Consider the following 26,059-nt stretch of genomic DNA (forward strand, 5'->3'; position numbering starts at 1 on the left):
CCTGTGCGCACACTTCTGACCAACGGTTCCGTCTACTCACCCGCCGACCCCCACGCCACCGCGATCGCCTTCGACGACGGCGTGGTCAGCTGGCTCGGCGACGACACCAGCGCCGCGGCCTACGCGACCGGCGCCGACGAGGTCGTCGACCTGCAGGGCAGGCTCGTCACGCCCGCGTTCGTCGACGCCCACGTCCACGCCGCGCAGGCCGGCGCGCTGCTGACCGGCCTCGACCTGGCCGGTACGACGAACCTCACCGAAGCCCTCGACCGGGTCGCGGCCTACGCTGCGAAGCTCGCCCCGGACGCGGTCGTCGACGGCTCCGGCTGGGACGAGACCAAATGGCCCGAGGGCCGCCCGCCGACGAACGCCGAGCTGGACCGCGCCGCAGACAACCGCCGCGTCTACCTCGCCAGGGTCGACGGTCACTCCGGCGTCGTCTCGTCCTCGCTGGCAACCGCAGTTCCGAACCTTGAAAGCCAATCCGGCTACGACGCCAACGGCCGGGTCGAACGCGACGCGAACCACGCCGTACGCGATGCACTGAGTGAGCTGGTCGGACCCGAGCAACGGCTCGCCGACGCACGCGCTGCCGTCAAGGCCATGGGTGAGCGCGGCATCGGCGCCTTCCACGAGATGGCCGCGCCGCACATCGGTCCGCTCTGGGAGCTCCCGCTGGTCCGCCAGGCCGCTGAGGAGGCAGGCCTCGCCGCGACCCTCTATTGGGGACAGCCGGGCGTCTTCGACAACGTCACGCAGTACGGGCTCGCGGGCCTGGCCGGAGACCTCAACGCGGACGGCGCCCTCGGCTCCCGTACTGCTGCGCTACGCGACCCGTACGCCGATCGCGCGGACCACCGCGGGCACGCGTACCTCACCGCCGAGGAGATCGCCGAGCACGTGATCGCGTGCACCGAGCGAAATCTCCAGGCCGGCTTCCACTGCATCGGCGACGCGGCCCTCGACAACATCGCCCGAGGCTTCGAACTGGCTGCCGAGAAGGTCGGAGTCCAGGCCCTCGTCGCGGCCCGGCACCGGCTGGAGCACGTGGAGATGGTGGACGACGCCGCGATCGCCACTCTGGCCCGCTGCGGCGTCGTCGCCAGCGTCCAGCCGATGTTCGATGCGCACTGGGGCGGCCCGGACGGCATGTACGCCGAGCGCGTGGGCGATCGCTGGAAGGGCATGAATCCGTTCGGCTCACTAGCCCGCGCCGGCGTAGTACTCGCTTTCGGCTCTGATGCACCGGTGACCGAGCTGGGCGGCTGGGAGGCAGTCCGCGCGGCCGCGTTCCACCACGACGTGGACCAGCGCATCACCGTCCGGGCTGCCTTCGCCGCCCACACCCGAGGCGGCTGGCGCGCTGCGGGGATCGACGACGCCGGAGTGCTCGCGACCGGAACGCCGGCGACCTACGCGATCTGGGAGAGCGACGCCGACCTCGTCGTCCAGACCCCGGATCAGCGGGTCGCCGCGTGGTCGACGGATCCGCGCGCCGGCGTACCGGTGCTGCCGGATCTGAGTGACGAGGCACCAGTGCCTGTTTGTCGGCGGACCGTGGTTGACGGCCGTCTCGTGTACGACGCAGAAGGATGGTCCTCGTGACCCGTGCAGCGAAGAAGCTCGACCTCGATCCGGTCACCGTCCGGAAGGCCCGCAGCCTGGCTCGCAAGGCCGGCAAGCCGATCGTCAACATCGCCAAGCAGCACACCACTGTCTCGGTGGAACGCGCCGTACTGCGGTTGGCCGGGCTCGCGGGCGCCGACAGCGAGGGCATCCCTTGGGTGAACCGGCTGGCCGACACCGTGCGCGCCGATGTCGGCCTGGAACACGGTCTCGCGTTGCCGGTGTGGGACGCGCTGGTCCGCGGCGAGGCCGAGGACCTGTCCGTCCTGGCGCAGAAGGCGGCGTCCGGATCGGTGACCTTCCGGCTGCCGGAGGGACGTGACGCGGTACGAGCCCGTACTGCGTCCCGCCGGGCCGCCGCCGCGGGAATGAAGAAGGTCGATGCCCGGCGCAAGGAACGCGACCGGTTGATCAAGCGGCACGGTGATCCCGAGCAGCGGCCGTGGATCTACCTGATCGTTGCCACCGGCGACATCTACGAGGACATCCCACAGGCGCAGGCGGCAGCCCGGGCCGGTGCGGACATCATCGCGGTGATCCGGTCGACCGGACAGTCGCTGCTGGACTATGTGCCCGAGGGCGCTACCCGCGAGGGCTTCGCCGGGACGTACGCGACCCAGGAGAACTTCCGGCTGATGCGGGCCGCGCTGGACGAGTCGTCGCGCGAGCTCGGCCGCTACATCAGGCTGACCAACTACGCGTCCGGACTGTGCATGCCGGAGATCGCGACGCTGGCCGGGCTGCAGCGGCTCGACATGATGCTGAACGACTCGATGTACGGGATCCTGTTCCGCGACATCAACCCGATCCGGACCTTCGTGGACCAGCGGTTCAGCCGCCAGATCCACGCCCGCGCGGGGATCATCATCAACACCGGCGAGGACAACTACCTGACCACCGCCGACGCGGTCGACGCCGCGCACACGGTGACGGTGTCGCAACTGCTGAACGAGTACTTCGCGAAGGAAGCGGGGCTGGAGGACTGGCAGCTCGGCCTCGGGCACGCGTTCGAGATCACGCCTGAGATCCCGGACTCGTTCCGGATGGAACTGGCGCACGCGATGCTGGCGCGGCAGCTGTTCCCGGACGCGCCGCTGAAGTGGATGCCGCCGACCCGGCACATGACCGGCGACGTCTTCCGCGGCTATCTGCTGGACGGCTTCTTCAACCTGGTCGGCGCGATGACCGGACAGGGCATCCTGCTCGTCGGGATGATGACCGAAGCGGTCGTGACGCCGTGGATCTCGGACCGCGACCTGGCCCTGCAGAACGTGCGCTACGTACTAGGTGCCGCCGGCAAGCTTCATGAGGACTTCCACCCGGCACCGGACGGCTTCATCGCGAACCGTGCCCGGCAGGTGCTGGGGGAGTCCATCGACCTGCTGGAGCGGATCGTCGACGACGGCCTGCTGAACGCGATCGGCGACGGCACCTTCGGGCTGATGAAGCGCCCGCAGGACGCCGGCCGCGGTCTCGAGGGCGTCGCCCGCCGTTCCTCGCAGTACTACAACCCGGCCATCGAACTGCTCGAAGACGTAGCGTCCGAACAACCGAGGGTCCCACCCCTCACCTCTTCGGACGCAAGGAAGGGAGTACGCCGGTGAGCATCATCAGGCCGTACGGCGACATGACCGGTGACGGCATGGTGCAGATGTCGTTCACGCTGCCGATCTCGCACGACAAGCGGGCCGAGGGCGCCGCCATCCAACTCGCCAACAAGATGGGCATGGACCCGGCGCTGGTCGTGCATGCCAAGCCGATGGGACCGGACTTCACCTTCTTCGTCGTCTACGGACCGGTGAACCACCTGGTCGACACGAGCAAGGTCGAGGTGATCGAGCGGGACTACCCGCTGCTGTCGCCCAAGGACGCCAACCTCGCCATCCGCAAGGGCCTGCGCCGCCGGCTGACTGTGGTCGGCGCGTGCATCGGCACCGACGCGCACACCGTCGGCATCGACGCGATCATGAACATCAAGGGGTTCGCGGGGGAGAAGGGCCTGGAGTACTACCGGGAGCTGAAGGTGGTCAACCTCGGCGCCCAGGTCGCGGTACCGGAGCTCGTGCGCCGGGCCAAGGCTGAGAAGGCTGACGCGATCCTCGTCTCGCAGGTGGTCACCCAGCGCGAAGCACACGTGCTGAACACCAAGGAGATGTCCGCGGCCTTCCGGGAGGCGTACGCCGAGGAGTCGCGTCCGGTATTGGTTGCCGGTGGCCCCCGTTTCACCGAGGCGATGGCCGGTGAGCTCGGTGTCGACCGGGTCTTCGGTCGCGGTACCACGCCGGGCGAGGTGGCCAGTTACCTTGTCGATGCCCTCGTCACCCGTCGCAAGCACGCACCCGTCCGGAGAACCGCATGACCGAGTCGATGTCCAAGGCAGCTATCGGCCTGGCCGTCACCCATCGCCGCTACATCCCGTACAGCCACGCGCACTACGCGGGCAACCTGGTCGACGGCGCGTACGTCCTCGGCCTGTTCGGCGATGTCGCGACCGAGGTGTGCATCCAGGCCGACGGAGATGAAGGATTGTTCGCTTCCTACTCCGACGTGCAGTTCCTGCAGCCGCTGCGGGCCCGGCGACGTGGTGGAGACGACGGCGACGATCACCCGGGTCGGCAATCGCAGCCGGGAGCTCTCGTTCGTCGCCAAGGTCGTCTGCCGGGGTCGCGCGGACCTGTCGGAGTCGGCCGCAGAGGTGCTCGCGGAGCCGCTCGAGATCACTCGCGCGACCGGCGTCGTTGTCGTACCGGCCCGTCAGGATTGAGTGACACTTTCGTTGCCCTGGGTAACGATAACATGGAGTGCCGAGATGACTCTGTAACGTAACCTCGGCTCCAGGGCGTCTGATTGCCCGGCATGGCAGGCGAAAGTGTTACAACGGCTTGAAGGAGCCTCCGCAGAGGTTGACACCGTCGCCGTGAGCGAGCATCGTTTTGGGAGTCGTCATATCCCGTTTGTCCAACGGTTCAACGAAGTTCGGCCACCGGATGATCCCGCGACGCTGACCAGGCCAGTGCCAGGCTTGAGTCGACGGGGGCTGAGATCGGCGGTGGTTAGCCCCCCGCGGGGCAGAGGTGGAAGAGGCTCGGCGCCCAGTAGACAACAGCCGGGTGGCCCGCATCCAGCGGCCAGCCGGTTGGTCCGAAGGCCGCCGAGCCTCTTCTCTCTGTCCCAAGCCAACCCGTTGCGTCCGAACAGACATGGGTCAGGACCCTCAGCTGTTCGGACGCAAGGGGTTTCCTTCTGCGGCGCCGGATGGTCTCGGATCCCGGCTCGTACAACTTCCGGCTACTGACCGGATACATCCGCGTGCCTCGCGCGTTGTACCGTCGTGCGACCGGTGTCCGCCGGGTCGGTGAGGCGAAGGGGTGCGCGCGTGGATCGGCTGAAGGCTTTGGGGCGGCTACTACCCAGGGTGATCGTGGCGGCGGCAGCCGGCTGCGGTCTCGGCCTGGTCTTCGAACCCCACGACCACCCGTGGCTCGCGGTGATCGCCGTCCCGCTCTTCCTGGCCGCCTTGAACGGCGTCTCGATGAAGGGCGGCTTCCTGGTCGGCTCCGCCTTCGGCATCGCCTACTACCTGGTGCTGGTGCCCTGGCTGAGCATCATCGGTGGCGATGCCGCGATCGCCCTGGCAGTCCTTGAGGGCCTCTTCTACGGCGTCTTCGGCGCACTGGCGAGCCAGACCCTCAAACACCGCCTCTGGATGCTCTGGATCCCCTGTCTCTGGGTGGCCACCGAGTTCGCGACCGGTTCTGTCCCGTTCGGCGGCTTCCCCTGGGGCCGCCTCGCCTGGGCGTTCTCGGATTCGGTGCTCGGCCGTCTCGCGGCGTACATCGGTATCTCGGGCCTCAGCTTCGTCGTGGCGCTGCTCGGCGTCCTCGTCTACGCGGTACTGCGACGCCGTAGCGCCTTCAGCCTGCGACTGGTGTCCTTGGTGGTCGGCGTCGCGATCGTCGGCCTGACCTCGCTGATCGCCCTCTCGACCGACGGGAACGGCAAGACCGTCACCGCCGCGATGGTGCAGGGCAACGTGCCGGGCAAGGGGCTGGAGTTCCTCGGTCGCGCCCGGACGGTGACCAAGAACCACATGAACGCGACGCTCGATCTGGAGAAGCAGGTCCTGGCCGGCTCACAGGTCAAACCCGATCTGGTGATCTGGCCGGAGAACTCCACCGACATCGACCCGTACAAGGACGTCGAGACCCGCCAGGACATCGAGACGGCCGTGCAGGCCGTCAAGGTGCCGATTCTCGTCGGCGCGGTGACCGAGGGGCCAGGCCCGAACGAGCGCCAGACCACCGGCATCGTGTGGGACCCGACGACCGGTCCCGGGCAGCGTTACGCGAAGCGCCACCCGGTGCCCTTCGGTGAGTACATCCCGTTCCGCGACCAGTTGCTGCCCTACATCAAGCGGCTGGAGATGATCGGGCGGCAGACCGCCCCCGGCGTCGGGCCCGGGATCATGCCGATCAACGGCATCACCTACGGCGATCTGATCTGCTTCGAACTGGCCTACGACAACGTGGTGGAGGACGTGGCCAAGGGCGGCGCGCAGATCCTCATCGTGCAGACCAACAACGCGACGTACGGCGGCACGGGGCAGCCCGAGCAGCAGTTCGCGATCACCCGGATGCGTGCGATCGAGACCGGCCGCACTGTGCTGATCGCGTCGACCAGCGGGATCTCCGGCGTGATCCGCCCCGACGGTACGGTCGAGCACAAGTCGGGTCAGTTCGTCTCCGACGTGTACGTCGCCTCGGTCCCGGTCCGCGACGGCCATACGCTGGCCACCACTCTCGGCGGCTGGCCGCAGTGGATCTTGTCCGGCCTGGGGATCATTGGAGCAGCGCTGGCCTTGCTGGCGCGCCGTAACCGCAAGCAAGCCGACCCGGGCACCCCGCCGGCCCCGGCCCCGGACCGCGAAAGCGTGCCTGTCTAAGTTGAGGAGAGGGCTGAGAGCCATGCCGTGGTTCATCGCTGTCGCACTACTGGTCGTACCGATCATCGAGATCTACGTGATCATCCAGGTCGGCCAGGTGATCGGCGGCTGGCCCACGGTCGGGCTGCTGCTGGTCGAGAGTGCCCTCGGCGCCTGGATCATCAAGCGGGAGGGCAGACGCGCCTGGAACGCCCTCCAAACGGCCCTGAAGACCGGACGGATGCCCGGCCGCGAACTGGCTGACGCCGCCCTCGTCCTGGTCGGCGGGACGCTCCTGCTGACGCCTGGGTTCGTGACGGACATCCTCGGGTTCTTCTTCGTCCTGCCGTTCACCCGGCCGCTGGCCCGCAAGGTGCTGTCCGGGTTCCTCGGCCGCCGGATCGTGGCCCAGCTCGGCGGCAACCCGATCACCGGCTTCATGCCGGGCACCTTCCGGCCGCCGACCGAGGCCCAGTACGAAGAAGGTCGCCGGCAGGCTTCGGACGACGTCATCCAGGGCGAGGTCATCGACCCGGACCGCCCCCAGGACAAACCGACCGGCTGATGCCGGTCACGGTGAACGTGTAGGTGCCTGAGCCTGCAGTCAGGCGCAGGGTCGAGCTGGAAGCCTGGCCGACGGTCAATCCGGTGACAGCGCCGGCCGGATGCCCGTTGGTCCACTGCGTGCGACTACCTTCGCGAACTGTCAAGCCGGGGCCGCCGAGCAGCGGCAGTTCGATTGCGGCCAGGGAGAGCGCGGGGACCCGGACGTGCAGAAGGGCCGTCCCCGCGGGATGCGGGGACGGCCCTTCATGCGTTGGATCAGGCGCTCTTCTTGCCGGTGGAACGGGCGCGGTGCAGGTGCGCCGGACCGATCACACCGGAGCGGAGCAGTGCGACCCGCTCGGCGAGCAGCTCCTCGAGCTCCGAGATGCTGCGCCGCTCGCGGAGCATGTCCCAGTGCGTGCGGGCCGGCTTCTCCTGCTTCGGCTCCGGCTTCTCACCGGTCGAGCGGGCGGCCTCGCTGCCGCAGTGCGGGCACTCCCAGATCGCGGGCACCTCGGCGTCGTGCGCCATCGTGACCTCGACCACATGGCCGCGCGGGCAGTCGTAAGTGATCATCTGGCGCGGCGCGAACTCGACGCCGCGGTCATCCTCGAAGCTGACCCCACCCAGCCCCGAACCACGCAGTACGCGATTAGACATGTCAAACCTCCGAGATTCGTCATCCGTGCCAACGGTCGGCCGACCCGGATCATTCCCATTTTGGCATGCCCGAGCCCCAGGTTCGCACCTGACAGCACCGTCATCACGCCCTGTCATCAGGTGTTCACAAATCACCCTGTGTCGCAGGCCACACCCATCATCCAGCCGATAGACGCCAAGTCGGCCTGGCAGGTTCACAGCCAGTTGCCAGGAACTGAGCAACGATTCCTCAGCTGACCGCTCCAGCGTCTGCGTCCATGGTCCTCCCTCGCCACAAACTCCGTGGCCTCAGCGTGCTCAACGTGGCCCTGGTGGCCATCGTGCTGGCAGTAGCGGGTCTGGGAGCCGCCATGATCGCGCTCCCACTCCTCAGGATCTGTCGTCGCACCGGTAGACCTCCGATGACTTATTGACTCTGACATTCGGAAAGCGCTATCTTCCGACGAAATGAGGCGCAAAAAGTACAAATCGCCTCTTCGTCGACAGGAGAAGATGGCATGTCAAGGTCACTGAGATGGTTCGCGGCAGGGGTTGCAGTAGTGGCCGTGGCCGGTTGTGGTGCGGGTGGCGCCAAGCCGGTGGCCCAGGATCCGAAGGCTCCGCTGGAGCTGTGGACCCGCACCACGCCGGGCGGTGACGGTGAGAAAGGGATGAAGAAACTGGCCTCGGCCTTCGAGGCGGCCACCGGCCAGAAGGTCGTGGTGACGGCGATCTTCGACGACTTCGAGACCAAGTTGTCCCAGCGTGCGGCCCAGAAGGACCTGCCGGACCTGGTGCTGAACGACTCCTCGCAGCTGGGCACGATGGTCTCCCAGGGCATCGTCCGCCCGGTCGACCTGGCTGCGGTCAAGGGCAGCGAGCAACTACTGGAGTCCGCCCTTGCCGTCGGCAAGTCCGGCGACGGCAAAATGTACGGCGTCCCGTACTCCGCCCAGGCGAGCGCGTTGCTGATCCGCAAGGACTGGCGCCAGAAGACCGGCCTGGCGGTGCCGAAGACCTGGGATGACCTGGTCACCCTGGGGAAGGCCTTCACCACGCAGGACCCGGACGGCAATGGGAAGGCCGACACCTACGGCCTTGCCGTCCCCGGCTCGACCAAACGCGGCTACGCCTCGTGGTATTTCTCGAACTTCCTCTGGGCCGGTGGCGGCGACTTCATCGCCAAGCAGCCGGACGGGAAGTACAAGCCCGCGATGTCGACACCGGAGTCGGTGGCCGCCACGAAGTGGTTCCGCGACCTGGCCTGCAGCAGCAAGGTCATCCAGCCAGGCGCCGCGACCATGGACACGCCGCCCACCAACGAGACGTTCGAGGCCGGCCGGACCGGCATGTACGTCGTCGGCCCGTACCTGCTGCCTCGTTTCGACGCCGGCCTCGGTAAAGACAAGTACGAGGTCGTGCCGGTACCGAAGGGTCCGAAGGACTCGACGGTGCTCGCAGAGGGCGGCAGCGTCTATCTGATGGCCGGGTCCGCCAACGAGGCCGGGCAGAACGCGTTCGCCTCCTTCATGATCTCGGCCGACGGCCAGAAGCTCGGTATGGAAGGTCAGAAGGCCTTCAACGTCCAGCTGCCGGTGAACAAGAGCGTCGACATCACCACGGTCCGCAAGGACCCGCGCTGGAAGGTGTACGCCGACGCGTACCGCGACAACGGGCGGTACGCCCCGTCGATCCCGAACTGGACCCCGGTACGGCAGGACACGGCCGACACGGTGAACGCGCTGATCGCCGACTGCGACCTCGACGTACAGGCTGAGTTGACCAAGCTCGACACCAAGCTCGCCGATGTCCTCAAGCAGCAAGGCGTCGGCGCCCAGTGAGCGTTCAGGAAGCGCCGCCGGTGCGGACACCGCCCAGGGCACCCTCGGCGCACCTCCGGGCCGGCACCCGGAAACGGCGCCGACGGGCCGGCAACTGGTGGGTGCCGTGGTTGTTCCTGGCACCGGCGCTGATCCTCTTCGCGTACTTCAAGTTCATCCCGATGGCGCGGGCACTGGTGATGTCCGCGCAGGATGTGAAGCCCTACCTCGGTAACACCTGGGTCGGCACCGCCAACTACAGCGAGATCCTGAGCTCGGAGAGTTTCCGGTCGGCGACCTGGAACACGATCGTGCTGGCGGTCGGGCAGACGTTCGGCTCGATGCTGCTCGGGTTCGGGCTCGCGCTGCTGGTGGAGGGGCAGACCCGCAAGCTGAGCTTCATCCGGTCGGCGGCGTTCCTGCCGGTCGTCGTCCCGATGGCCGTCGTCGCCGAGCTGTGGCGGATCATGTACCACCCGACCAGCGACGGCCTGCTCAACCAGGTGATCGGGCTGGCCGGCCCTCGGCCCCTCCGGCTTCATCAACGACCCGGACACCTCGCTCGCGTCGATCGCCGTCACCGGGATCTGGCGGGGCGCGCCGTACGACATGATGATCTTCCTGGCCGGGCTGGCCGGTATCGATCGAGGCCTGTACGAGGCGGCGACCGTGGACGGGGCCTCGACCAAACGACGCATCCTCCATGTCACGTTGCCCGGATTGCGGCCGGTGTTCGCCATCCTCTTCGTGCTCGCCGCGGTGCGCGCCTTCCGGAGCTTCACCGAGGTCTTCCTGCTCACCAACGGCGGCCCGAACGGCTCCACCGAGGTCGTGATGACCCTGATCTACAAGCTCGGACTGGAACAGAACCGGCTCGGTGTCGGCTCGGCGGGCGCAGTACTGCTCTTCGCCGCGACCCTCGTCCTGACTGTCTGCGTCCAACTGCTCCGGAGAAGGAGAGCCGCATGAGCGTCGCCACCGAGACCGCGCTGGGTCTCACCGAGCGCACCGGTACGGTCGCCAAGATCGTCAAGGCAGTGGTCTACACCGGCCTGTTCGTCGTGTTCGCCGGCCCGCTGCTGGCGCTCCTGGTGAGCTCGTTCAACCATGTGTCCGACCCGACCCAGCTGAGCGTGATCCCGAAGACTCCGACCCTCGACAACTTCCGGATCGCCTTCGACCACGGCGTACTGCGGTATCTGCTCAACTCGTTCTTCGTGGTCGGCTTCGGACTGCTGCTGCAGGTCGCTGTCTCGGTCCTGGCCGGATACGCGCTCGCCCGCAAGGTGTTCCCCCTGATGACCGTGGTGCTGGTCGCGATCCTCGCCACGATGATGCTGCCCGAGGAGATCCTCGCGCTGCCGCTGACCCTGGTGCTCGGCGATCTGCCGCTGCTGCACCTGAACCTGATGGGAACGCTCGCCGGCATGATCGTGCCGCTCGGCGCCTGGGCGTTCTCGATCCTGGTGATGACCGAGTTCATGAAGGACGTGCCGCGAGAGCTGGAGGAGGCAGCCCGGATCGACGGGGCGGGGGAGCTGCGAATCTTCGCCCAGATCATCCTGCCACTGTGCAAACCGGCTCTCGGCGTGATCGGCGTGTTCGGCTTCACGATGATCTGGGACCAGTACCTGCTGCCGTTGCTGGTGGCAACCAACTCCTCGAACTACACGCTGCCGCTGGCACTGCGGACGCTGCGAATCGACCCAGTGGTCACGCCGGGTGTGGTGATGGCCGCGTCCCTGCTCGCGCTGCTGCCGTCTGTCATCGTGTTCCTGCTCTTCCAACGATCCTTCGCCCGCGGCCTCACCGCCGGCGCTCTGAAGGGGTGACGGCCATGTCTGATCCGAAGACCTGGTTCCGCCACGACCGCTTCGGCATGTTCGTCCACTGGGGCCTGTACTCGCTGGCCGCCCGGCACGAATGGGTGAAGAACCGCGAGCAGCTCACCGACGCGCAGTACCAGCAGTACTTCGACAGGTTCTCCCCGGATCTGTACCGGCCGCGCGAGTGGGTCTGGGCGGCGCGATCCGCCGGCATGCGGTACGTCGTACTCACCACCAAGCACCACGACGGGTTCTGCCTGTGGGACACCGATCTGACCGACTACAAGGTCACCAACACGCCGTACGGGCGGGACCTGCTCGAGCCGTTCGTCGACGCCTGCCGGGCCGAGGGGCTGAAGGTCGGCTTCTACCATTCGCTGATCGACTGGCATCACCCGTCCTTCCCGATCGACGGTCTGCACCCGCAGCGCGACGACGAGGACGCCAAGGCCGCGCCGCGCGACATCACGAAGTACAGGCAGTACCTGCACGGACAGGTGCGCGAACTGCTGACCAGATTCGGCACCATCGACTACCTCTTCTTCGATTTCTCGTACGCCGGGCGCTCGCACACCTGGGGCGGCAAGGGGGCCGGGGAGTGGGGTGCGGAGGAGTTGCTCGCGATGGTTCGCGAGTTGCAGCCGGACATCCTCGTCAACGACCGCACCGGGATTCCCGGCGACTTCGTCACCCCGGAGCAATATCAACCGGCTGGTCCGATGACCGGGCCGGACGGGCCGATCACCTGGGAGGCCTGTCAGACCCTCAACGGCAGTTGGGGCTACGACCGGGACAACTTCGACTACAAGAGCCCGGACCTGCTCGTGCGGATGCTGATCGACGGCGTCGCCAAGGACGGCAACCTGCTACTCAACGTCGGCCCGACCGGCCGCGGTCTCATCGATCCCGTCGCGCAGGCCGGCCTGGAGGCGATCGGCGACTGGATGCGGCTGAATGAGCGGTCCATCTACGGGTGTGGTGCCTCCGAGCATCCGGCGCCCGCGGATTGCCGCTACACGCAGAACGGCGATCGGCTCTACCTGCACTTGTTCAGCTGGCCGTTCAAGCACGTGCACCTGCCCGGTCTGGCCGGCCGGGTGCAATACGCGCAATTGCTGTCGGACGCTTCCGAGATCCGCCTGCTGGAGCCCGACCCGGAGCGGGCCGCGGAGAACACCCAGCCAGGCGGGCAACCGGCCGGCACCCTCACCCTCGAACTCCCGGTACGCCGCCCGGACGTCGCCGTACCGGTCGTCGAACTGTTCCTCACCCCCACCGCCTGATCGGGAGCACACCATGGAACGTCGTACTTTTCTCGCCGCCGCAAGTGGCGTCGCCGCTGGTGCAGCGGGCCTCGCGACCGGCACGCCGCCCGCCACGGCCGCTCCGATCGCGGAGATCGGCGGCCTCGCCCCTGCCGCCGGCCGTCGCCCGTTCGTGCGCTCGCTCGATGAGCTGCGGCAGGCGATCGGCCGGGCGGTCCCTGGCACGGTGATCACGGTTGCCAACGGCACCTATGACGTACCTGCGGACGCACCGATCGCCCTGACCGGTGTCCGTGGCCGGCCCGGTCGGCCGATCGTCATCCAGGCGGAATCGCCCGGCGGCGTCGTACTGACCGGCGAGCAGAGTTTCGTGCTGACCGCTGCGTCGGACGTCACCCTCGGTGGGTTCGCCTTCCGTCAGCGGCAGACGCTGGACCTTCCGCCGGACTGCCAGCGGATCCGGCTGACGCGGAACGACTTCCAGCTGGCCGACATCGAGGGCGTGCACTGGGTGATGGTGCGCGCCGACTACACGACGCTCGACCACAACGACTTCCACGGCAAGTCCACGCTGGGCATCTACCTCGGCATCGAGGGAGCCGGGACCGACGGGATGGCGCAAGGCGTCCACATCACCCGCAACCACTTCCGGGACCACACCTTCCCCGGCTCGAACGGCGGGGAGCCGATCCGTCTCGGCGTCAGCCCGCGGGCGCTCACCACGGCCGGTGCCGTGGTCGAGTTCAACCTCTTCGAGCGGGCGAACGGCGATCCCGAGGCGATCTCGGTGAAGTCGTCGGGAAACTTCATCCGGCACAACACGATCCGCGACAGCGTCGGCGGGATCGTGCTCCGGCACGGCAACGGCACCCAGGTCGAGGGCAACTTCATCCTCTCCGGCGCGAACGGGATCAGGATCTACGGCAACGATCACCAGATTTTGAGCAACTACCTGGAGAAGGTGAGCGGCGTCGTACTGGGCAGCGGCAACGTCCGGGATCACTTCCCCGGCGAACCGCCGACCTCGCGAACCGGCAACGACGCGCCGGACCGGGTGCGGATCGCGCTGAACACGCTGCTGGACTGCAAGACCGCGATCAGCGGCGAGACCAACCGGACGCTGCCGCCGCTGGACTGCACGATCGCCGACAACCTGCTGGTCGCCGAGACCGGTCAACTGGTGAACATGCCGTTCCAGGACGGCATCAGCTGGTCCGGCAACCTCGTCTGGGGTCAGGCCGCGGATGGCAATGCGCCGACGGGCAGCTTCACTCGCGTCGACCCGCGGCTGACGGCAGGACAGGACGGCGTACGGCGACTGTCGGCCGGGAGCCCAGCGATCGACGCGGCCACTGGTTCCTATCCGGCAGGCAGCATCGATGTGGACGGGGATCGGCGCGGACGCCGGGTCGACGTCGGCGCGGACGAGTTCTCCCATCGCAGGCCCCGGTTCCACCCGTTGACGGCGGCCGAGGTCGGGATCCACGCCTCATGAAGACCGAGCCCGTCGACGTCGCTGTTCTCGGTGATGAGGAGATCGTCCGCACTCACCTTGATCGGCTCAGGCTGGACCTGGTCGTCGCCAGCCGGATCACTCATGTCCACCGCGAGTGGTACCGCCCACTGCAGCCCGATCCGTTTTCGCGGCTGTACCTGATCCTCGAAGGCGAAGGACGCCTGGTGGTGGGCGAGCAGGAGCTCTACCCGAAGCCGGGCGAGCTCTGCTACCTACCGGCTGACGTCCCGGTGTCGTACTCGACCATCAGCGACAACACATTCCGGAAGCACTGGCTGCACTTCTCCGCCCTGATCGGTGACCGGGACATCGGCGAGATGCTGACGCTGCCGTTCATCGTCCCGAGCCGGGCGCCCGCGGAAGCGGCCGCGTTGTTCGAGCAGGTCGGTGCCGCGGACCGCGACCCGCCGGGGCTGGCGACGCCGCTGCGGATCCGCTCCGCCCTGACCGCGTTGTTCGCGCACTACCTGGACAGCGCGCCGCCCGGTTCGATCCGGTTGTCGCCACAGCAGACCGGCGAGTCCGGCATCGTCCGGTACATCGAGGAAAACCTCGCCTCGCCGCTGACCGTGGAGGACCTGGCCGCCCAGTTCGGTTTCGACCTGAGTGCCTTCATCCGGCATTTCCGGACCGAGTTCGGGCTGTCGCCGAAGCAGTTCATCAAACGGGCCCGGATCGAGCGGGCGCAGCGTGAACTGGTGACCACCTCGCGGCCGATGGAGGAGATCGCGGCGGCCGTCGGCATGGACCAGTCCTATTTCTCGAAGGTGTTCCGCCAAGTCAGCTCGGTGACCCCGAGTGAGTACCGCAAGATGTACCGCCCCCGTAGCTAGTTCCCTACGTACTCAGGAGCTCTCATGGATCGTCGTTCCTTCCTCGCGGTCGGCACCCTCGGTGTCGGCGCGGTCGCCCTGCAACTGTCCGGAGCACGCTCCGCCGGCGCGGGGGTCTCGGCCATCGTCACCTCGTTGTCCCAACTCCAGTCGGCGATCAACAGCGCCGGCCCCGGCACGGTGATCACCCTGGCGAACGGCTCGTACGCCGTACCGTCGAGCTCGCCGATCACGATCAACGGCCGCAACGGCACCAGCGCGGCGCCGATCACGATCGTCGCCGAGTCCCGCGGTGGCGTCACTCTCACCGGCTCGCAGAGTTTCGTGCTCTCGAACTCGTCGTACATCACGATCAGCGGGTTCAACTTCCGGCAGAGCACGACGCTCGAGATCCCCACCACCTGCCCGCGGATCCGGCTGACCCGCAACGACTTCCAGTTCGCGACCGTCGCCGAGCACTGGGTGGTGGTTCGCGGCGACGACGTGAAGGTCGATCGCAACACCTTCCACGACAAGTCCACCAAGGGCGTCTACCTGGTGATCGACGGACCGGGCAGTACGACGATGGCCCTGCGCACGAACATCGCCCGGAACTACTTCCGCGATCACTCCTACAGCGGATCGAACGGTGGTGAGCCGATCCGCCTCGGCGTCAGCAGCCGGGCCCTGTCCGCGGCCGACGCGACCGTCGAGTACAACCTCTTCGAGCGGGTGAACGGCGACCCGGAAGCGATCTCGGTGAAGTCGTCGGGCAACACGATCCGGTTCAACACCATCCGGTCGTCGACCGGCGGGATCGTGCTGCGGCACGGCAACGAGAACCGGGTCGAAGGCAACTACCTGCTCTCGGGCGCGAACGGGATCAGGATCTACGGCAACGACCACCTGATCGTGAACAACTACGTGAGCGGCGCCGGGATCGTGCTCGGGAGCGGAACGGTCCGGGACCACTACGACGGGGAGCCGTCGAGCTCGCGGACCGGCAACGATGCGCCGGACCGGGTCACCATCGTGCTGAACACCCTGCGCAACAACAGCCAGGCGCTGGCCGGTGAGAGTCAGCGGACGCTGCCGCCGCTGGGCTGCAAGATCCAGGACAACCTGCTGGTCGGCGACAGCGGTTCGCTGGTCGACATGCCGTACCTGCAGGGGATCACGTGGTCCGGGAACATCCTGTGGGGTGGCGCGGCCAACGGGAACATCCCGTCGTCCGGCTTCACCCGGGCCGACCCGAAACTGCAGGCCGGCTCGGACGGCGTCTGCCGGCTCGGTTCCGGCAGCGCCGCCCTCAACGCGGCAAGCCAGAACCACTCCGGCCAGGTCACCGACGACCTGGATGGCCAGCCGCGGGTAGCCCCGTACGACGTAGGCGCCGACGAGTCGTCGACCCAGCCGACCACCAGGCACCCACTGAACCCCGCCGACGTCGGCCCCGGCGCCGCGTAGTACGAGGCAAGCCGTACGGACCGCCCACTGGTGACGAGCGGTCCGTCGGGTCAGACGAGGCTGGGCTGGGTGTTGCCGGCTTCGGTGATGCCGCGGCGCATGTCGACGCGGGCGAGCAGGACCAGGCCGACCACGAAGAAGATGCCGAGAGCAACGATTGCCGGGCGGTAGGAACCGGTGAGCTGATGGACCAGGCCGAAGACGAGGGTGCCGAGCCAGGAGGTACCCCGTTCGCCGGCCTGGTACAGGCTGAAGTACTCCGCCTCGCGGCCCTTCGGGATCAGCTGGCTGAACGCGGACCGCGACAGCGCCTGGGTGCCGCCGAGGACGATCCCGATCGCGGCGCCCATCGCCAGGAACGGCGCGATCTGGTGCGCGGGCAGCAGGAAGCCGGCGATCACGATCCCCATCCAGACCACCAGGCCGCCCATGATCGTGCGCTGGCTGCCGTACCGGCGGGCGAACCGGCCGAACGCGAGCGCGCCGAAGAACGCGATGAACTGGACCAGCAGGATCGTCATGATCAGGATCTGGGTCTCGAACCCGAGTTGCTTCTCGCCGTACGTCGAGGAGACCGAGATGACGGTCTGGATGCCGTCGTTGAAGAACAGATAGGCGACCAGGAAAAGCAGCGTCATCGGATACGTCCGGACGTGCCGCAGAGTGGCGAACAACTGGCCGAAGCTCTGCTTGACCAGGCTGCCACTGCCAACCTGGACGACGCTGACCGGCGGCCGGTCCTTCAGCCGCAGGTAGGGGATGAAGGTGAACAGCCCCCACCACAGTCCAGCGCTGAGCAGACTGAGCCGGACCGCGGTGCCCTTGCTCAGCCCGAGTGCGTCGTGCGCCGTGACGACGCCGAGGTTGATCGCCAGCAGGATGAATCCGCCGAGGTAGCCGAACGCCCAGGCGCGGGACGAGACGTCGTCACGGTCGTCGGGTCCGGCGATGTCGATCAGGATCGAGTCGTACACGACCAGCGACGACCCGAGACACAGATTGCCGAGGAACAACAGCAGCGCCCCGAGCTCCCAGCGGTCGCCGCTCACGAACACCATGCAGCAGGCGGCGAACGCACCGGCCCAGGCGAAGCCACACATCAGCAACCTCTTGCGAGGCGACCGGTCCGCGATCGCGCCGACGACCGGCAGGAAGAGCGCGGACATCAGGGTCGCCACGGTCACGACGTAGAAGGCCAGTGAGCCGGGCGAGATGCCGAGTCCGAGGACGTGCAGGTTGGTCTGGCAGGGGTCGTCCGTAGTACCGACTCGTCCGCAGGCGGCCTGTTCCGCGATCGACGTCAGGTACGGCGCGAACAGCACGGTGCCCACGGTGGTGACGTAGCCGGAGTTGGCCCAGTCGTAGAGGCTGAACCCCCAGTATTCGCGCTTGTCGACCGTAGCGGGGGCGGAGAGGATTCCCATGCGGAGGAGTGTGGCAGGTGTTCGGGCGATGCGGAGCTAGGACCACTCACCGCGTTCGATCAGTACTTCGCGGAGGAGGTCCGTGCGATCGGTGATCAGGCCGTCCACGCCGTGGTCCAGGAGGCGGCGCATGGCGGCGGGGTCGTCGACGGTCCAGACGTGGACCTGCTTGCCGAGGGCATGCGCACGCCGGAGCAGCCCGGGAGTCAGGACCTTGACGCGGCCGTAGTACTCGGGGATCTGCAGGCAGGCGCCGGGGGAGTCGAACCGGACCGGCGAGAACCGCAGCCGGGCGATCTCGTTCTGGCCGAAGCCGGTCGCGAGCCGCTCGCCGAGTTCGGCCCGGATCCGCCGCACCCGGCCCTGGGAGAAGGACGAGACGCAGACCCGGTCGATGGCGCCGGCAGCCCGCAGTACGGCGGCTGCGGGCAGTACTCCGTTGTCGGCCTTGATGTCGAGATTCAGCCTGGTCGCCGGGAAGCGTTCGAGCACCTCGGCGAGCAGCGGGATCGGCTCGTGGCCGTTGATCCGAGCCTGCTTCACCTCCGACCACGGCAGCTGCGAGATCACCCCGGTACGGTCCGTCACCCGGTCCAGCCGGTGGTCGTGGAACGCCACGACCACGCCGTCGCTGGTCGCGTGCAGGTCGGTCTCCAGGTAGCGGTAACCGAGTCCGACCGCCTGCTCGAAGGCGTGCATCGAGTTCTCGTAGCCTAGGTTGTCCGGATGCAGGGCGCCGCCGCGGTGGGCCATCGCGATCGGGCCGTCGTGGTCCAGGTAGGGATACACACCGGAAGTATCGCCGACTCCGGAGTCCGGACGCGCTGCCGGCCCGGGGCGCCGAACTCTTGTAGGCGCGTCGGCGGTAGCAGTACGTTCGGGGCAACAACCGCGCGCTTCGACGGCACTTATCCGGGTAGAGCGTCCCCCCGCGGAAGCCCGACGTGTACCGCGAGCGGCGGCACTATGCGGTCCCCGACCCTCTCCCGAGCCGGGGACCGCGTGCCGCGCCGCCCGCGACCCGACCGCCGGGCAGCAGGTTGGGTAGCGTTGGGCCAGTGACGGATATCAGCCCGCCCCGCCCGGATCTGTGGACCCTCGATCCGAGCGTCCTGCATCTCAACCACGGCTCGTACGGCGCGGTGCCGCGGCGTACCCAGGAAGTCCTGGCCGCCCTGCGCGCCGAGACCGACGCGAACCCGATGGCGTGGTTCCGCTCGGTCGCGGACCGGTTGACCGCCAGCCGGCTCGAGCTGGCCGCCTATCTGGAGACCGACCCGGCCGGGTTCGCGCTCGTCCCGAACGCGAGTGCGGGCGTCACGGCCGCACTCGCCACCGTCCCGATCGCGCCCGGCAGCCGGATCGTACTGACCAATCACGCGTACGGCGCGGTCAAGTTCGCGGCGGAGCGGTTCGCCCGGCAGCACCAGGCAGAGGTCGTCGTGGTCGACGTACCACTGGAATCCGACGACGACACGGTCGTCTCCCGCATCTCGGCGGCACTGAACGGCAGCACCGCCGTCCTCGTGGTCGACCAGATCAGCTCGGCGACGGCGATGGTCTTCCCGATCCGGCGCCTGGTCGAGGCCTGTGCGCCGGACGGCATCCCGGTCATCGTCGACGGTGCCCACGCGCCGGCGCTGCTCGACGCCCCGGCCGGCGACGGCGCTGATTTCTGGACCGGCAACTTCCACAAGTGGCCCTCGTCGCCACGCGCGACAGCCGGACTGGTGGTTGCCGAGAAGTGGCGCTCGGAGACGATGCCGCTGATCGTCTCGTGGTCCGAGTACGACGAGCGGCTGCCCGAGCGTTTCGACATGCAGGGCACCTTCGACTACGCGCCCTGGATCGCGGCACCCGAGTCGCTACGGGTGCTGAAAGAGCTCGACTGGCCGCGGCGGCGGATGCAGCTGTCGTCAATGCTCGACGAAGGCGCCCGGGTCATCGCGAAGGCGCTCGGCACCTCGGTGCCCGATGTCGTGAACCCGGCGCCGACGATGCGCCTGGTCGAGCTGCCGTTCCCCGGTGAGCGCACGCCTGACGCAGGCGAGGCGTTCAAGATCCGGGTGTCGCGCGAGCTCAAGGCCGAGATCACCTTGACCGGCTTCGACACCCGGATCTTCATCCGCCTCTCGGCGCACGCCTACAACAGCCTCGACGACTACAAGTTCCTCGCCGAACGCCTCCCTTCGGTGCTCTAGCCCTTGATCGCACCCGACGTCATACCGGCGACGATCTGGCGGTTGAAGAACAGGAACATCACCAGCGGCGGGATGGTGATCAGCAGGATGTTCATGAACAACAGGTTGTACTGCGTACTGAACTGACTCTGGAAGTTGTAGAGGGTCAGCTGCACGGTGGCGTTCTGGTCGCCGGGCAGGAAGTACAGCGGGTTGGTGAAGTCGTTGAAGACCGTCACGGACTGGACCACGATCACCGTGACGATGACGGATCGCAGCAGCGGGAAGATCACCCCGAAGAACAGCCGCAACGGCCCGGCCCCGTCGATGATCGCGGCCTCGTCGAGCTCGCGGGGGATCGTCGCGACGAACGCCCGGAAGAGCAGTACACAGAACGACAAGCCGAACGCGATCTCGATCAGGATCAGCCCGGGCATGGTCTTGAACAACCCGAACTTCTGCAGCACCCAGATCGTCGGTACCACGGCTGGCGGGATGATCAGGCCGGACAGCACCAGGAAGTTGATGAAGCCGTTCCAGCGGCTCTTGCGGCGCTGGAGAACGAACCCGGCCATCGCCGCCAGCACGACCATGCCGGCGACGCTGGCCACCGTCAGGATCGTGCTGTTGATGAACGCGATCACCAGCATGTAGTCCCGGGCCTGGACCACCTCGACGAAGTTCTGGACGATCCGCAACTGATGCGGCCAGGAGAAGTCGAGCGAGGCCGCCTGCTGGCGGTCCTTCACCGCCGTCAGCACGATGAACGCGAACGGGATGATGAAGACGATCACCGACGCGACGATCGCGGCGGCGCTCAGCAGGTACTTCCGCCCCGGCCTGTGATTGACGAGCTCGGCGGTGCTCACAGGTCCACCTCCTTGCGGTTGAGGAAGTACGACAGCGGCAGCACGATCGCGGTGACCGCGAGGAACAGCACCACGTTGCCGGCCGTCGACAGCCCGTAGAACCCGGCCTGGTACTGCTTGTAGATGACGGAGGCGATCACATCCGAGGTGAACCCGGGACCGCCCCGCGTCATCGCCCAGATCAGCTCGAACGACCGCAGCCCACCGATCAGCGACAGGATGATCACCGTGACCGTGGCCGGCCGGGACAGCGGCAGGACGATCCTGCGGAAGCTCTCCCACGAGCCGGCGCCGTCCACCCGGGCGGCCTCCAGATACTCCCGCGGGATCGACACGATTCCGGCGATGTAGATCAGGGTCGCCAGCCCGACGCCCTTCCAGATGTCCACCGCCGCGACCGACAGCAACGTGTACTTCGGATCGGTCAGCCACCCGGGTCCGTTGATCCCGAGCACCCCGAGCCCACTGTTGATCAGGCCGTGGTCGGGATTCATCAGCACGGTGAAGGTGATACCGACACCGATCGTGGAGACCAGGACCGGGAAGAAGACGACCGACCGGAGGTAGCCGCGGGCAACGATCTGCGAGGTCAGCAGCACCGCCAGCAATAATCCGAGGACCACCTTGGAGCCGGACGTCACGACGGCGAAGATCAGCGTGTTGGTGAACCCCTTGACCAGCTGAGGCTCGGAGAAGAACAGCTTGAAATTGTCCAGCCCGATGAACTTCGACTCGAACAGGCTCCACCGGGTCAGGCTGAAGTAGAGCGAGGCGAACGTCGGCACGACGAACAGGACGCCGTAGATGATCGCCGACGGCAGGTAGAACCAGTTCGAGTAGGGCGTGTAGACCTTCGGTTTGGACGCCCGCGCCGACGCGGGTGCGTCAGCGCGAGCGCGGATCGACGTAATGGCCACCGACCTCACCAACCAGCCAGACCGAGCTGCTGCGCCTGCTTCTTCACGTCGTCGTCGTACCGCGCGGCGCCGTCCTTGGCCTTGCGGATGCCGGAGCCCACCTCGACGGTGATCTGCTCCAGCGACGGGCCCTTGACCGGTGACACGAACTCCAGCGCCAGGCTGGACGAGCCGGGCTTGTCGAGGTAGGGCTGCATGTCCTTGAGCGACTGCGGTACGTCGGCCGGGAGCTCGCAGCCCTTGACGGCGTACGGGCCGGTCGGGGTTCCGGCGGTGGTCTGCGACTTGCACCCGTCCGGACTGGCGACGAAGGCCAGGAACTTCTTGGCCGCGTCCAGCTTGCCGCCGGTGGTGGACTTCGGGATGTAGTTGGCGCCCGGGGTCCACACGGTCAGGCCGTTCTTGCTCGCGTCGTCACCAGGCAACGCGAACAGACCGACGTTCTTCGCGGCGTCGGGGTAGGTGGCCACCATGTTGGTGACCACGCCGGACAGGATCGGGTACTGCGCACCCTTGCCCTGGGCAAGCATTCGCAGCCCGTCCGGCAGCTTGGCCGACGCGAAGTCCTTGTTCTCGTACCCGGCGTCGTGGACGGCCTCGGTGTGTTCGAAGCCCTTCAGCGCGGCCGGCGACGTCGCGTACTTGGCCTGGTTCTTCGTGTACTTGTCCGCGAACTCCGGCTCGGCCATCACGACGTTGTGGAAGTCGCCGAGGACGAACAGCTGCGAGGTCCAGGTCTCGCCGTAGGTCTGGATCACCGGCGCGATACCGGCCGCCTTGATCTTCGCGCTGTTGGCCATGAACTCGGCCCAGGTCTTCGGCGGTGTCAGCCCGAGCCGGGTGTAGATCGGGATGTTGTAGAGCACCGCGCCGCCCATGAAGCCGCCGACCGGTACGCCGTACACCTGCCCGTCGGCCGTCACGGTCTTCTTGAAGTTCTCGTCCAGGTCGCCGATGTAGGGCTGGTCGCCGAGCGGGACGAGGTTCTTCTGCGGCGCGATCGCCTGGAACAGCGACCCGGTGTTGTAGTTGAACACGTCCGGCATGTCGCCGGTGGCCAGCCGGGTCTTGATGATGTTGTCGCCCTCGGTCCCGGCCCGGCCGGGTCTCGGTCTTGACGGCGATGTCCGGGAACTTCGCGGTGAAGTCCTTGACGAGCTGGTCGGCTGTCTTGACGTCCTGGTCTTGATTGCCGATCAGGAAGCTGATGCTGACCTTGCCGTCGCCCCCGTCGTCACTGGAACCGAGACTGCCGGCGCTGCACGCGGTGAGAGCGAGCGCAGTGGTCGCGCCGATCAGGGCTAAAGCTGTCGAAGGTGGGCGGATCGTCATGATGACCTCCAGAGACGGTTACTGCGTGGCAAGCAAGGAGTCGAGGCGGGCCTGTAGTGCGTCCCCACCGGAGGAGTGCCACCCACCGGCGAACCGGACGAGGGTGGTCGCGGGTGCGTCGAGGTAGCGCTCCAGCCGGCCGGCGAGCTGGGCGTCGTCGACGACCACCCCGGCTTCCACCGCCGCCTCGGCGACGGCATTCCAGCTGCTCTCGTGGTCCAGCAGTTGCCGGATGGTGGCATCGGCGGGAAGGGTTGCCGCCTCGGCGTACGGATCGTCGACGGTCCACTCGTGGTCACCGTGCCGTACCCCGATCGGCTTGCCGCCGGACGGCAGGTGGACCGTGGCAGTCGCGCCGACCGGCACAGTCACCGACAACCGGAACGAGCCGTCCGAGCGTTCCCACGCCACGCTCGCCTCGCCGTACGGCGTGAGGTGGCGCGCGGCCGCACGAGTGAGCTGCGAAGCCGGCAGTGGGTGAACCACGATGCTGCGGTAGCCGGGCGAGCCGGGTGCGAGGCCGGCGACGCGGCGATGCATCCAGTCCGCGACAGCGCCGAGCGCGTAGTGGTTGAACGACGTCATCTCGCCCGGGTTGATGCTGCCGTCGGGCAACATGCTGTCGAAGCGTTCCCAGATGGTCGTCGCGCCCATGGTCACCGCGTAGAGCCAGGAGGGGCAACCGGTCTGCAGGAGCAGTCGGTATGCCAGGTCCGGCTCACCGGCATCGGTGAGCGCGTCAGCCATCAGCGGAGTACCGACGAAGCCTGTGCTGATCCGGAAGCCTGCGGTCCTCACCAGGTCCGCCATCCGAAGCCCTGCCCGACGGCGCTGCTCCGCTGTCGGCAACAGTGCCCACTGCAAGGCCATCGCGTACGTCGTGGGCGCATCGCTGAGCACGCGGCCGCCTTCAGTCGCGTACTCCGCTGCGAACGCGGCGCGGACCCGTCCCGCGAGGTCGCTGCACTCCTGAGCGCGGTCGGCATCGCCGGTCAGCTCGGCCGCGTCGGCGACGATCTGCGCGGACCTCGCCAGGTGGGCCGTGGCGAGCACGTCCGGATCGGCCTTGGCACGGAAGGGGTTGTCCGGCGGCGCGGTCGGGTCGAGCCAATCGCCGAACTGGAATCCGCCGGTCCACAGCAGGTCGGTGCCGGCCAGGTCGGTCATCCGATCCACCCACGCGCGCATGCTCGGCAGTTGGCGAGCGAGCAGGTCGAGGTCGCCGGTGCGCTGGTACAGCACCCAAGGCACGACCACAGCCGCGTCGCCCCATGCCGCCGTCGACGGCGAGGCGTCCCGCAGTACGTCGGGAATGACGTACGGCACCGAGCCGTCCTTGTGCTGCTCGGCGGCGAGGTCCGTCAGCCAGTTGCCGAGGAAGCCGGCACTGTCGAAGAGGAAGCTCGCGGTGGGGGAGAAGACCTGGATGTCACCGGTCCAGCCCAGCCGCTCGTCGCGCTGCGGACAGTCGGTCGGGACGTCGACGAAGTTGCCGCGCATCCCCCAGACGACGTTCTCGTGGAAACGGTCGAGGGTCTCGTCGGACGACTCGAACCAGCCGGTGCGCCGGAGGTCGGAGTTGATGACGACGGCAGTGATGTCTGCTGGCTGGAGGTCCGAGATGCCGGTGACCTCGGCGTACCGGAAGCCGTGGAAGGTCAGCTCCGCTTCGAGAGTGGCCTCGTCGGGGCCGGCCAGGACGTAGCTGTCGGTCGCCTTGGCGGAGCGGAGGGGCCGGACGCCGAGCTCGTCGTTCTCGAGCACCTCGGCGTGGCGTAGGACAACCTCGTCGCCCTGGTTCGCGCCGCGGACCTTCAGCCGGACTCGGCCGACGACGTTCTGGCCGAAGTCGACGAGGGTCTTGCCTGCGGGGGAGGTCCAGATCTTCAGTGCGGGTAGGACGTCCGTGACGCGGACGGGTGGTCCGTCGGGAGCCACGAGCAGCGTGAGATCGGCGTCCAGTACGTCGACAGGGGTCGACGTTGTCGGAGTACGGGTCAGGTCGACGCGCTGACCGTCGTACAGGTCGTCGGCGACGATCTGGCTCTCGCGGGCGGTCCAGGTGCCATCGGTGGCGAGGACGTGGACGGTGCCGTCAGCGGTGGTCACCTCGAGCTGGGCGAGGACAGCCAGCCGGTCGCCGTACACGGCGCTTTGGCCGTTGAAGCCGAGGCGGCCCGCGGTGCCAGCCGTTGCCTACAAGGAAGTCCAGCTCGTTGGTGCCCGGTCGGACCAGATCAGTGACGTCATGGGTCTGGTAGCGCAGGCGGAACTGATACGAGGTCCAGCCGGGGGCGAGTTGCTCGTCACCGACGCGTCGGCCGTTGAGCTCCGGCACGTAGACACCGTGCGCTGTGGCATAGAGCCGGGCCTGCACGATGTTGTCCGGCAGTTCGATGCTGCCGCTGAGGATCGGGGCGGGGGAGCCCACGGCGCCAATGTCGCGAGGGCTGACGAAGCGAGCGGTCCAGTCGTCGGGCTGGAGCAGTCCGGCCTCGACGACGGCCGGCTCACTCCAGTCGCTCCACTCGTCGCCGGTACCGCGGACCCGGATCCGGACCTCGGCCGACTCGCGGGAGGCGAGGGGGTGATCCGGCCACGGCACCAGCACCTGCTCGGGGGAGGTGATGGCGTGTTTCGACTGCGGTACGCCGGCGCGGGTGATCTCGATCTCGTAGCCGGACTGGGCGTAGTCGTCGTCGGCTGCCGGCACTTGCCACGACAGGCGTGGCGCGCCGGTACCGAGGCCGAGGACGGGGCCGTCGTCGGTGCGGTGGTCGAAGCGGAGGTTGACGGGTGCGGCCGTGCGAGGCATTTGCGCTCCCAACATGAAACGATTCAGTGAAAGGCTGTCAGTGGCGAAGTCGAAGGAATCACGGATTGGTGGCGGGAAGAATTC

General features: G+C 67.7%; 24 protein-coding genes. 15 read left to right on the plus strand and 9 right to left on the minus strand.

What is annotated here, in order from left to right; translation table 11 throughout:
- Positions 1 to 3: 3 nt before the first annotated feature.
- From F1D05_RS04005 to F1D05_RS04030, 6 genes are all read left to right on the plus strand, one after another.
- Positions 4 to 1,605 (plus strand): amidohydrolase, encoded by a 1,602-nt coding sequence (locus tag F1D05_RS04005; protein WP_206686070.1) that lies wholly within the window; start codon positions 4 to 6, stop codon positions 1,603 to 1,605.
- On the plus strand, positions 1,602 to 3,230 hold the full coding sequence (locus F1D05_RS04010) for a lysine 5,6-aminomutase subunit alpha (protein WP_246486408.1): 1,629 nt from the start codon (positions 1,602 to 1,604) through the stop codon (positions 3,228 to 3,230). The genes F1D05_RS04005 and F1D05_RS04010 overlap by 4 nt, the downstream gene beginning before the upstream one ends.
- Positions 3,227 to 3,985, plus strand: a complete 759-nt coding sequence (locus tag F1D05_RS04015) for an OAM dimerization domain-containing protein (protein WP_185446060.1) — start codon at positions 3,227 to 3,229, stop codon at positions 3,983 to 3,985. The genes F1D05_RS04010 and F1D05_RS04015 overlap by 4 nt, the downstream gene beginning before the upstream one ends.
- Before the next feature lie 222 nt (positions 3,986 to 4,207).
- Complete coding sequence (locus F1D05_RS39685; RefSeq protein ID WP_246486409.1) at positions 4,208 to 4,390, plus strand: hypothetical protein; 183 nt, start codon at positions 4,208 to 4,210, stop codon at positions 4,388 to 4,390.
- 612 nt (positions 4,391 to 5,002) lie between these two features.
- Positions 5,003 to 6,568, plus strand: a complete 1,566-nt coding sequence (gene lnt, locus F1D05_RS04025) for an apolipoprotein N-acyltransferase (protein ID WP_185446061.1) — start codon at positions 5,003 to 5,005, stop codon at positions 6,566 to 6,568.
- A gap of 22 nt (positions 6,569 to 6,590) precedes the next feature.
- A complete protein-coding gene (locus F1D05_RS04030; RefSeq protein ID WP_185446062.1) occupies positions 6,591 to 7,112 on the plus strand; it encodes an FxsA family protein in 522 nt (173 codons plus the stop codon).
- A gap of 257 nt (positions 7,113 to 7,369) precedes the next feature.
- Here the strand turns inward: F1D05_RS04030 and F1D05_RS04035 are convergent, their stop codons facing one another.
- The gene (locus F1D05_RS04035) at positions 7,370 to 7,753 is read right to left on the minus strand and encodes an RNA polymerase-binding protein RbpA (RefSeq protein WP_185446063.1); all 384 of its coding nucleotides are present in this window, start codon (positions 7,751 to 7,753) and stop codon (positions 7,370 to 7,372) included.
- 497 nt (positions 7,754 to 8,250) lie between these two features.
- On the opposite strand from F1D05_RS04035, the gene F1D05_RS04040 reads away from it, so the two are divergent.
- Positions 8,251 to 9,573 (plus strand): ABC transporter substrate-binding protein, encoded by a 1,323-nt coding sequence (locus F1D05_RS04040; RefSeq protein WP_185446064.1) that lies wholly within the window; start codon positions 8,251 to 8,253, stop codon positions 9,571 to 9,573.
- A 235-nt stretch (positions 9,574 to 9,808) separates the two neighbouring features.
- Here F1D05_RS04040 and F1D05_RS38650 read toward each other — a convergent pair whose 3' ends face one another.
- Positions 9,809 to 10,051, minus strand: coding sequence for a hypothetical protein (locus F1D05_RS38650; RefSeq protein ID WP_206686071.1), 243 nt, complete (start codon positions 10,049 to 10,051; stop codon positions 9,809 to 9,811).
- Between the two features lie 110 nt (positions 10,052 to 10,161).
- Between F1D05_RS38650 and F1D05_RS38655 the strand changes: the two genes are divergently transcribed.
- From F1D05_RS38655 to F1D05_RS04070, 6 genes are read left to right on the plus strand one after another with little or no spacing between them, the layout of a single operon-like run.
- Positions 10,162 to 10,521, plus strand: a complete 360-nt coding sequence (locus F1D05_RS38655) for a carbohydrate ABC transporter permease (protein WP_246486410.1) — start codon at positions 10,162 to 10,164, stop codon at positions 10,519 to 10,521.
- The gene (locus F1D05_RS04050) at positions 10,518 to 11,384 is read left to right on the plus strand and encodes a carbohydrate ABC transporter permease (RefSeq protein WP_185446065.1); all 867 of its coding nucleotides are present in this window, start codon (positions 10,518 to 10,520) and stop codon (positions 11,382 to 11,384) included. The genes F1D05_RS38655 and F1D05_RS04050 overlap by 4 nt, the downstream gene beginning before the upstream one ends.
- A gap of 5 nt (positions 11,385 to 11,389) precedes the next feature.
- Positions 11,390 to 12,661, plus strand: a complete 1,272-nt coding sequence (locus tag F1D05_RS04055; protein WP_185446066.1) for an alpha-L-fucosidase — start codon at positions 11,390 to 11,392, stop codon at positions 12,659 to 12,661.
- A gap of 13 nt (positions 12,662 to 12,674) precedes the next feature.
- Positions 12,675 to 14,138, plus strand: a complete 1,464-nt coding sequence (locus tag F1D05_RS04060; RefSeq protein ID WP_185446067.1) for a polysaccharide lyase 6 family protein — start codon at positions 12,675 to 12,677, stop codon at positions 14,136 to 14,138.
- On the plus strand, positions 14,135 to 14,992 hold the full coding sequence (locus tag F1D05_RS04065) for an AraC family transcriptional regulator (RefSeq protein WP_185446068.1): 858 nt from the start codon (positions 14,135 to 14,137) through the stop codon (positions 14,990 to 14,992). Before F1D05_RS04060 ends, F1D05_RS04065 begins: the two co-directional genes overlap by 4 nt.
- A gap of 24 nt (positions 14,993 to 15,016) precedes the next feature.
- A complete protein-coding gene (locus F1D05_RS04070; protein WP_185446069.1) occupies positions 15,017 to 16,438 on the plus strand; it encodes a polysaccharide lyase 6 family protein in 1,422 nt (473 codons plus the stop codon).
- A gap of 50 nt (positions 16,439 to 16,488) precedes the next feature.
- On the opposite strand, the gene F1D05_RS04075 is transcribed toward F1D05_RS04070, so the two are convergent.
- Complete coding sequence (locus F1D05_RS04075) at positions 16,489 to 17,862, minus strand: MFS transporter (RefSeq protein ID WP_185446070.1); 1,374 nt, start codon at positions 17,860 to 17,862, stop codon at positions 16,489 to 16,491.
- 36 nt (positions 17,863 to 17,898) lie between these two features.
- Positions 17,899 to 18,651: a glycerophosphodiester phosphodiesterase gene (locus tag F1D05_RS04080; RefSeq protein ID WP_185446071.1), complete on the minus strand. Its 753-nt coding sequence runs from the start codon at positions 18,649 to 18,651 to the stop codon at positions 17,899 to 17,901.
- 269 nt (positions 18,652 to 18,920) lie between these two features.
- On the opposite strand from F1D05_RS04080, the gene F1D05_RS04085 reads away from it, so the two are divergent.
- Complete coding sequence (locus tag F1D05_RS04085; protein WP_185446072.1) at positions 18,921 to 20,063, plus strand: aminotransferase class V-fold PLP-dependent enzyme; 1,143 nt, start codon at positions 18,921 to 18,923, stop codon at positions 20,061 to 20,063.
- On the opposite strand, the gene F1D05_RS04090 is transcribed toward F1D05_RS04085, so the two are convergent.
- From F1D05_RS04090 to F1D05_RS04100, 3 genes are read right to left on the minus strand one after another with little or no spacing between them, the layout of a single operon-like run.
- Positions 20,060 to 20,911, minus strand: coding sequence for a carbohydrate ABC transporter permease (locus F1D05_RS04090; protein WP_185446073.1), 852 nt, complete (start codon positions 20,909 to 20,911; stop codon positions 20,060 to 20,062). The genes F1D05_RS04085 and F1D05_RS04090 overlap by 4 nt on opposite strands.
- Positions 20,908 to 21,828 carry a carbohydrate ABC transporter permease gene (locus tag F1D05_RS04095; protein ID WP_246486411.1) on the minus strand — a complete coding sequence of 307 codons (921 nt, stop codon included), beginning with the start codon at positions 21,826 to 21,828 and terminating at the stop codon, positions 20,908 to 20,910. Before F1D05_RS04095 ends, F1D05_RS04090 begins: the two co-directional genes overlap by 4 nt.
- Positions 21,829 to 21,833: 5 nt before the next feature.
- Positions 21,834 to 22,874: an ABC transporter substrate-binding protein gene (locus F1D05_RS04100; RefSeq protein ID WP_246486412.1), complete on the minus strand. Its 1,041-nt coding sequence runs from the start codon at positions 22,872 to 22,874 to the stop codon at positions 21,834 to 21,836.
- Between F1D05_RS04100 and F1D05_RS39690 the strand changes: the two genes are divergently transcribed.
- A complete protein-coding gene (locus F1D05_RS39690) occupies positions 22,873 to 23,133 on the plus strand; it encodes a hypothetical protein (protein ID WP_246486413.1) in 261 nt (86 codons plus the stop codon). The two genes, F1D05_RS04100 and F1D05_RS39690, sit on opposite strands and share 2 nt — an antisense overlap.
- 45 nt (positions 23,134 to 23,178) lie before the next feature.
- Here F1D05_RS39690 and F1D05_RS04105 read toward each other — a convergent pair whose 3' ends face one another.
- Positions 23,179 to 25,308 carry a family 78 glycoside hydrolase catalytic domain gene (locus tag F1D05_RS04105; RefSeq protein WP_246486414.1) on the minus strand — a complete coding sequence of 710 codons (2,130 nt, stop codon included), beginning with the start codon at positions 25,306 to 25,308 and terminating at the stop codon, positions 23,179 to 23,181.
- Positions 25,256 to 25,975 (minus strand): alpha-L-rhamnosidase N-terminal domain-containing protein, encoded by a 720-nt coding sequence (locus tag F1D05_RS39695; RefSeq protein WP_246486415.1) that lies wholly within the window; start codon positions 25,973 to 25,975, stop codon positions 25,256 to 25,258. The genes F1D05_RS04105 and F1D05_RS39695 overlap by 53 nt, the downstream gene beginning before the upstream one ends.
- Positions 25,976 to 26,059: the final 84 nt, after the last annotated feature.

The sequence above is a fragment of the Kribbella qitaiheensis genome (assembly GCF_014217565.1).
GTDB classification, from domain to species: Bacteria; Actinomycetota; Actinomycetes; order Propionibacteriales; family Kribbellaceae; genus Kribbella; species Kribbella qitaiheensis_A.

Bases quoted from the DNA above. Each gene is read 5' to 3' on its own strand.
- F1D05_RS04030 (WP_185446062.1), top strand. From the start codon at position 6,591: ATGCCGTGGTTCATCGCTGTCGCACTACTGGTCGTACCGATCATCGAG.
- F1D05_RS39690 (WP_246486413.1), top strand. From the start codon at position 22,873: ATGTCGCCGGTGGCCAGCCGGGTCTTGATGATGTTGTCGCCCTCGGTC.
- F1D05_RS04035 (WP_185446063.1), bottom strand. From the start codon at position 7,753: ATGTCTAATCGCGTACTGCGTGGTTCGGGGCTGGGTGGGGTCAGCTTC.
- F1D05_RS04065 (WP_185446068.1), top strand. From the start codon at position 14,135: ATGAAGACCGAGCCCGTCGACGTCGCTGTTCTCGGTGATGAGGAGATC.
- F1D05_RS04100 (WP_246486412.1), bottom strand. From the start codon at position 22,874: ATGCCGGACGTGTTCAACTACAACACCGGGTCGCTGTTCCAGGCGATC.
- F1D05_RS04070 (WP_185446069.1), top strand. From the start codon at position 15,017: ATGGATCGTCGTTCCTTCCTCGCGGTCGGCACCCTCGGTGTCGGCGCG.
- F1D05_RS04050 (WP_185446065.1), top strand. From the start codon at position 10,518: ATGAGCGTCGCCACCGAGACCGCGCTGGGTCTCACCGAGCGCACCGGT.
- F1D05_RS04060 (WP_185446067.1), top strand. From the start codon at position 12,675: ATGGAACGTCGTACTTTTCTCGCCGCCGCAAGTGGCGTCGCCGCTGGT.
- F1D05_RS39695 (WP_246486415.1), bottom strand. From the start codon at position 25,975: ATGCCTCGCACGGCCGCACCCGTCAACCTCCGCTTCGACCACCGCACC.
- F1D05_RS04055 (WP_185446066.1), top strand. From the start codon at position 11,390: ATGTCTGATCCGAAGACCTGGTTCCGCCACGACCGCTTCGGCATGTTC.
- F1D05_RS38655 (WP_246486410.1), top strand. From the start codon at position 10,162: ATGATGATCTTCCTGGCCGGGCTGGCCGGTATCGATCGAGGCCTGTAC.
- F1D05_RS04040 (WP_185446064.1), top strand. From the start codon at position 8,251: ATGTCAAGGTCACTGAGATGGTTCGCGGCAGGGGTTGCAGTAGTGGCC.
- F1D05_RS04075 (WP_185446070.1), bottom strand. From the start codon at position 17,862: ATGGGAATCCTCTCCGCCCCCGCTACGGTCGACAAGCGCGAATACTGG.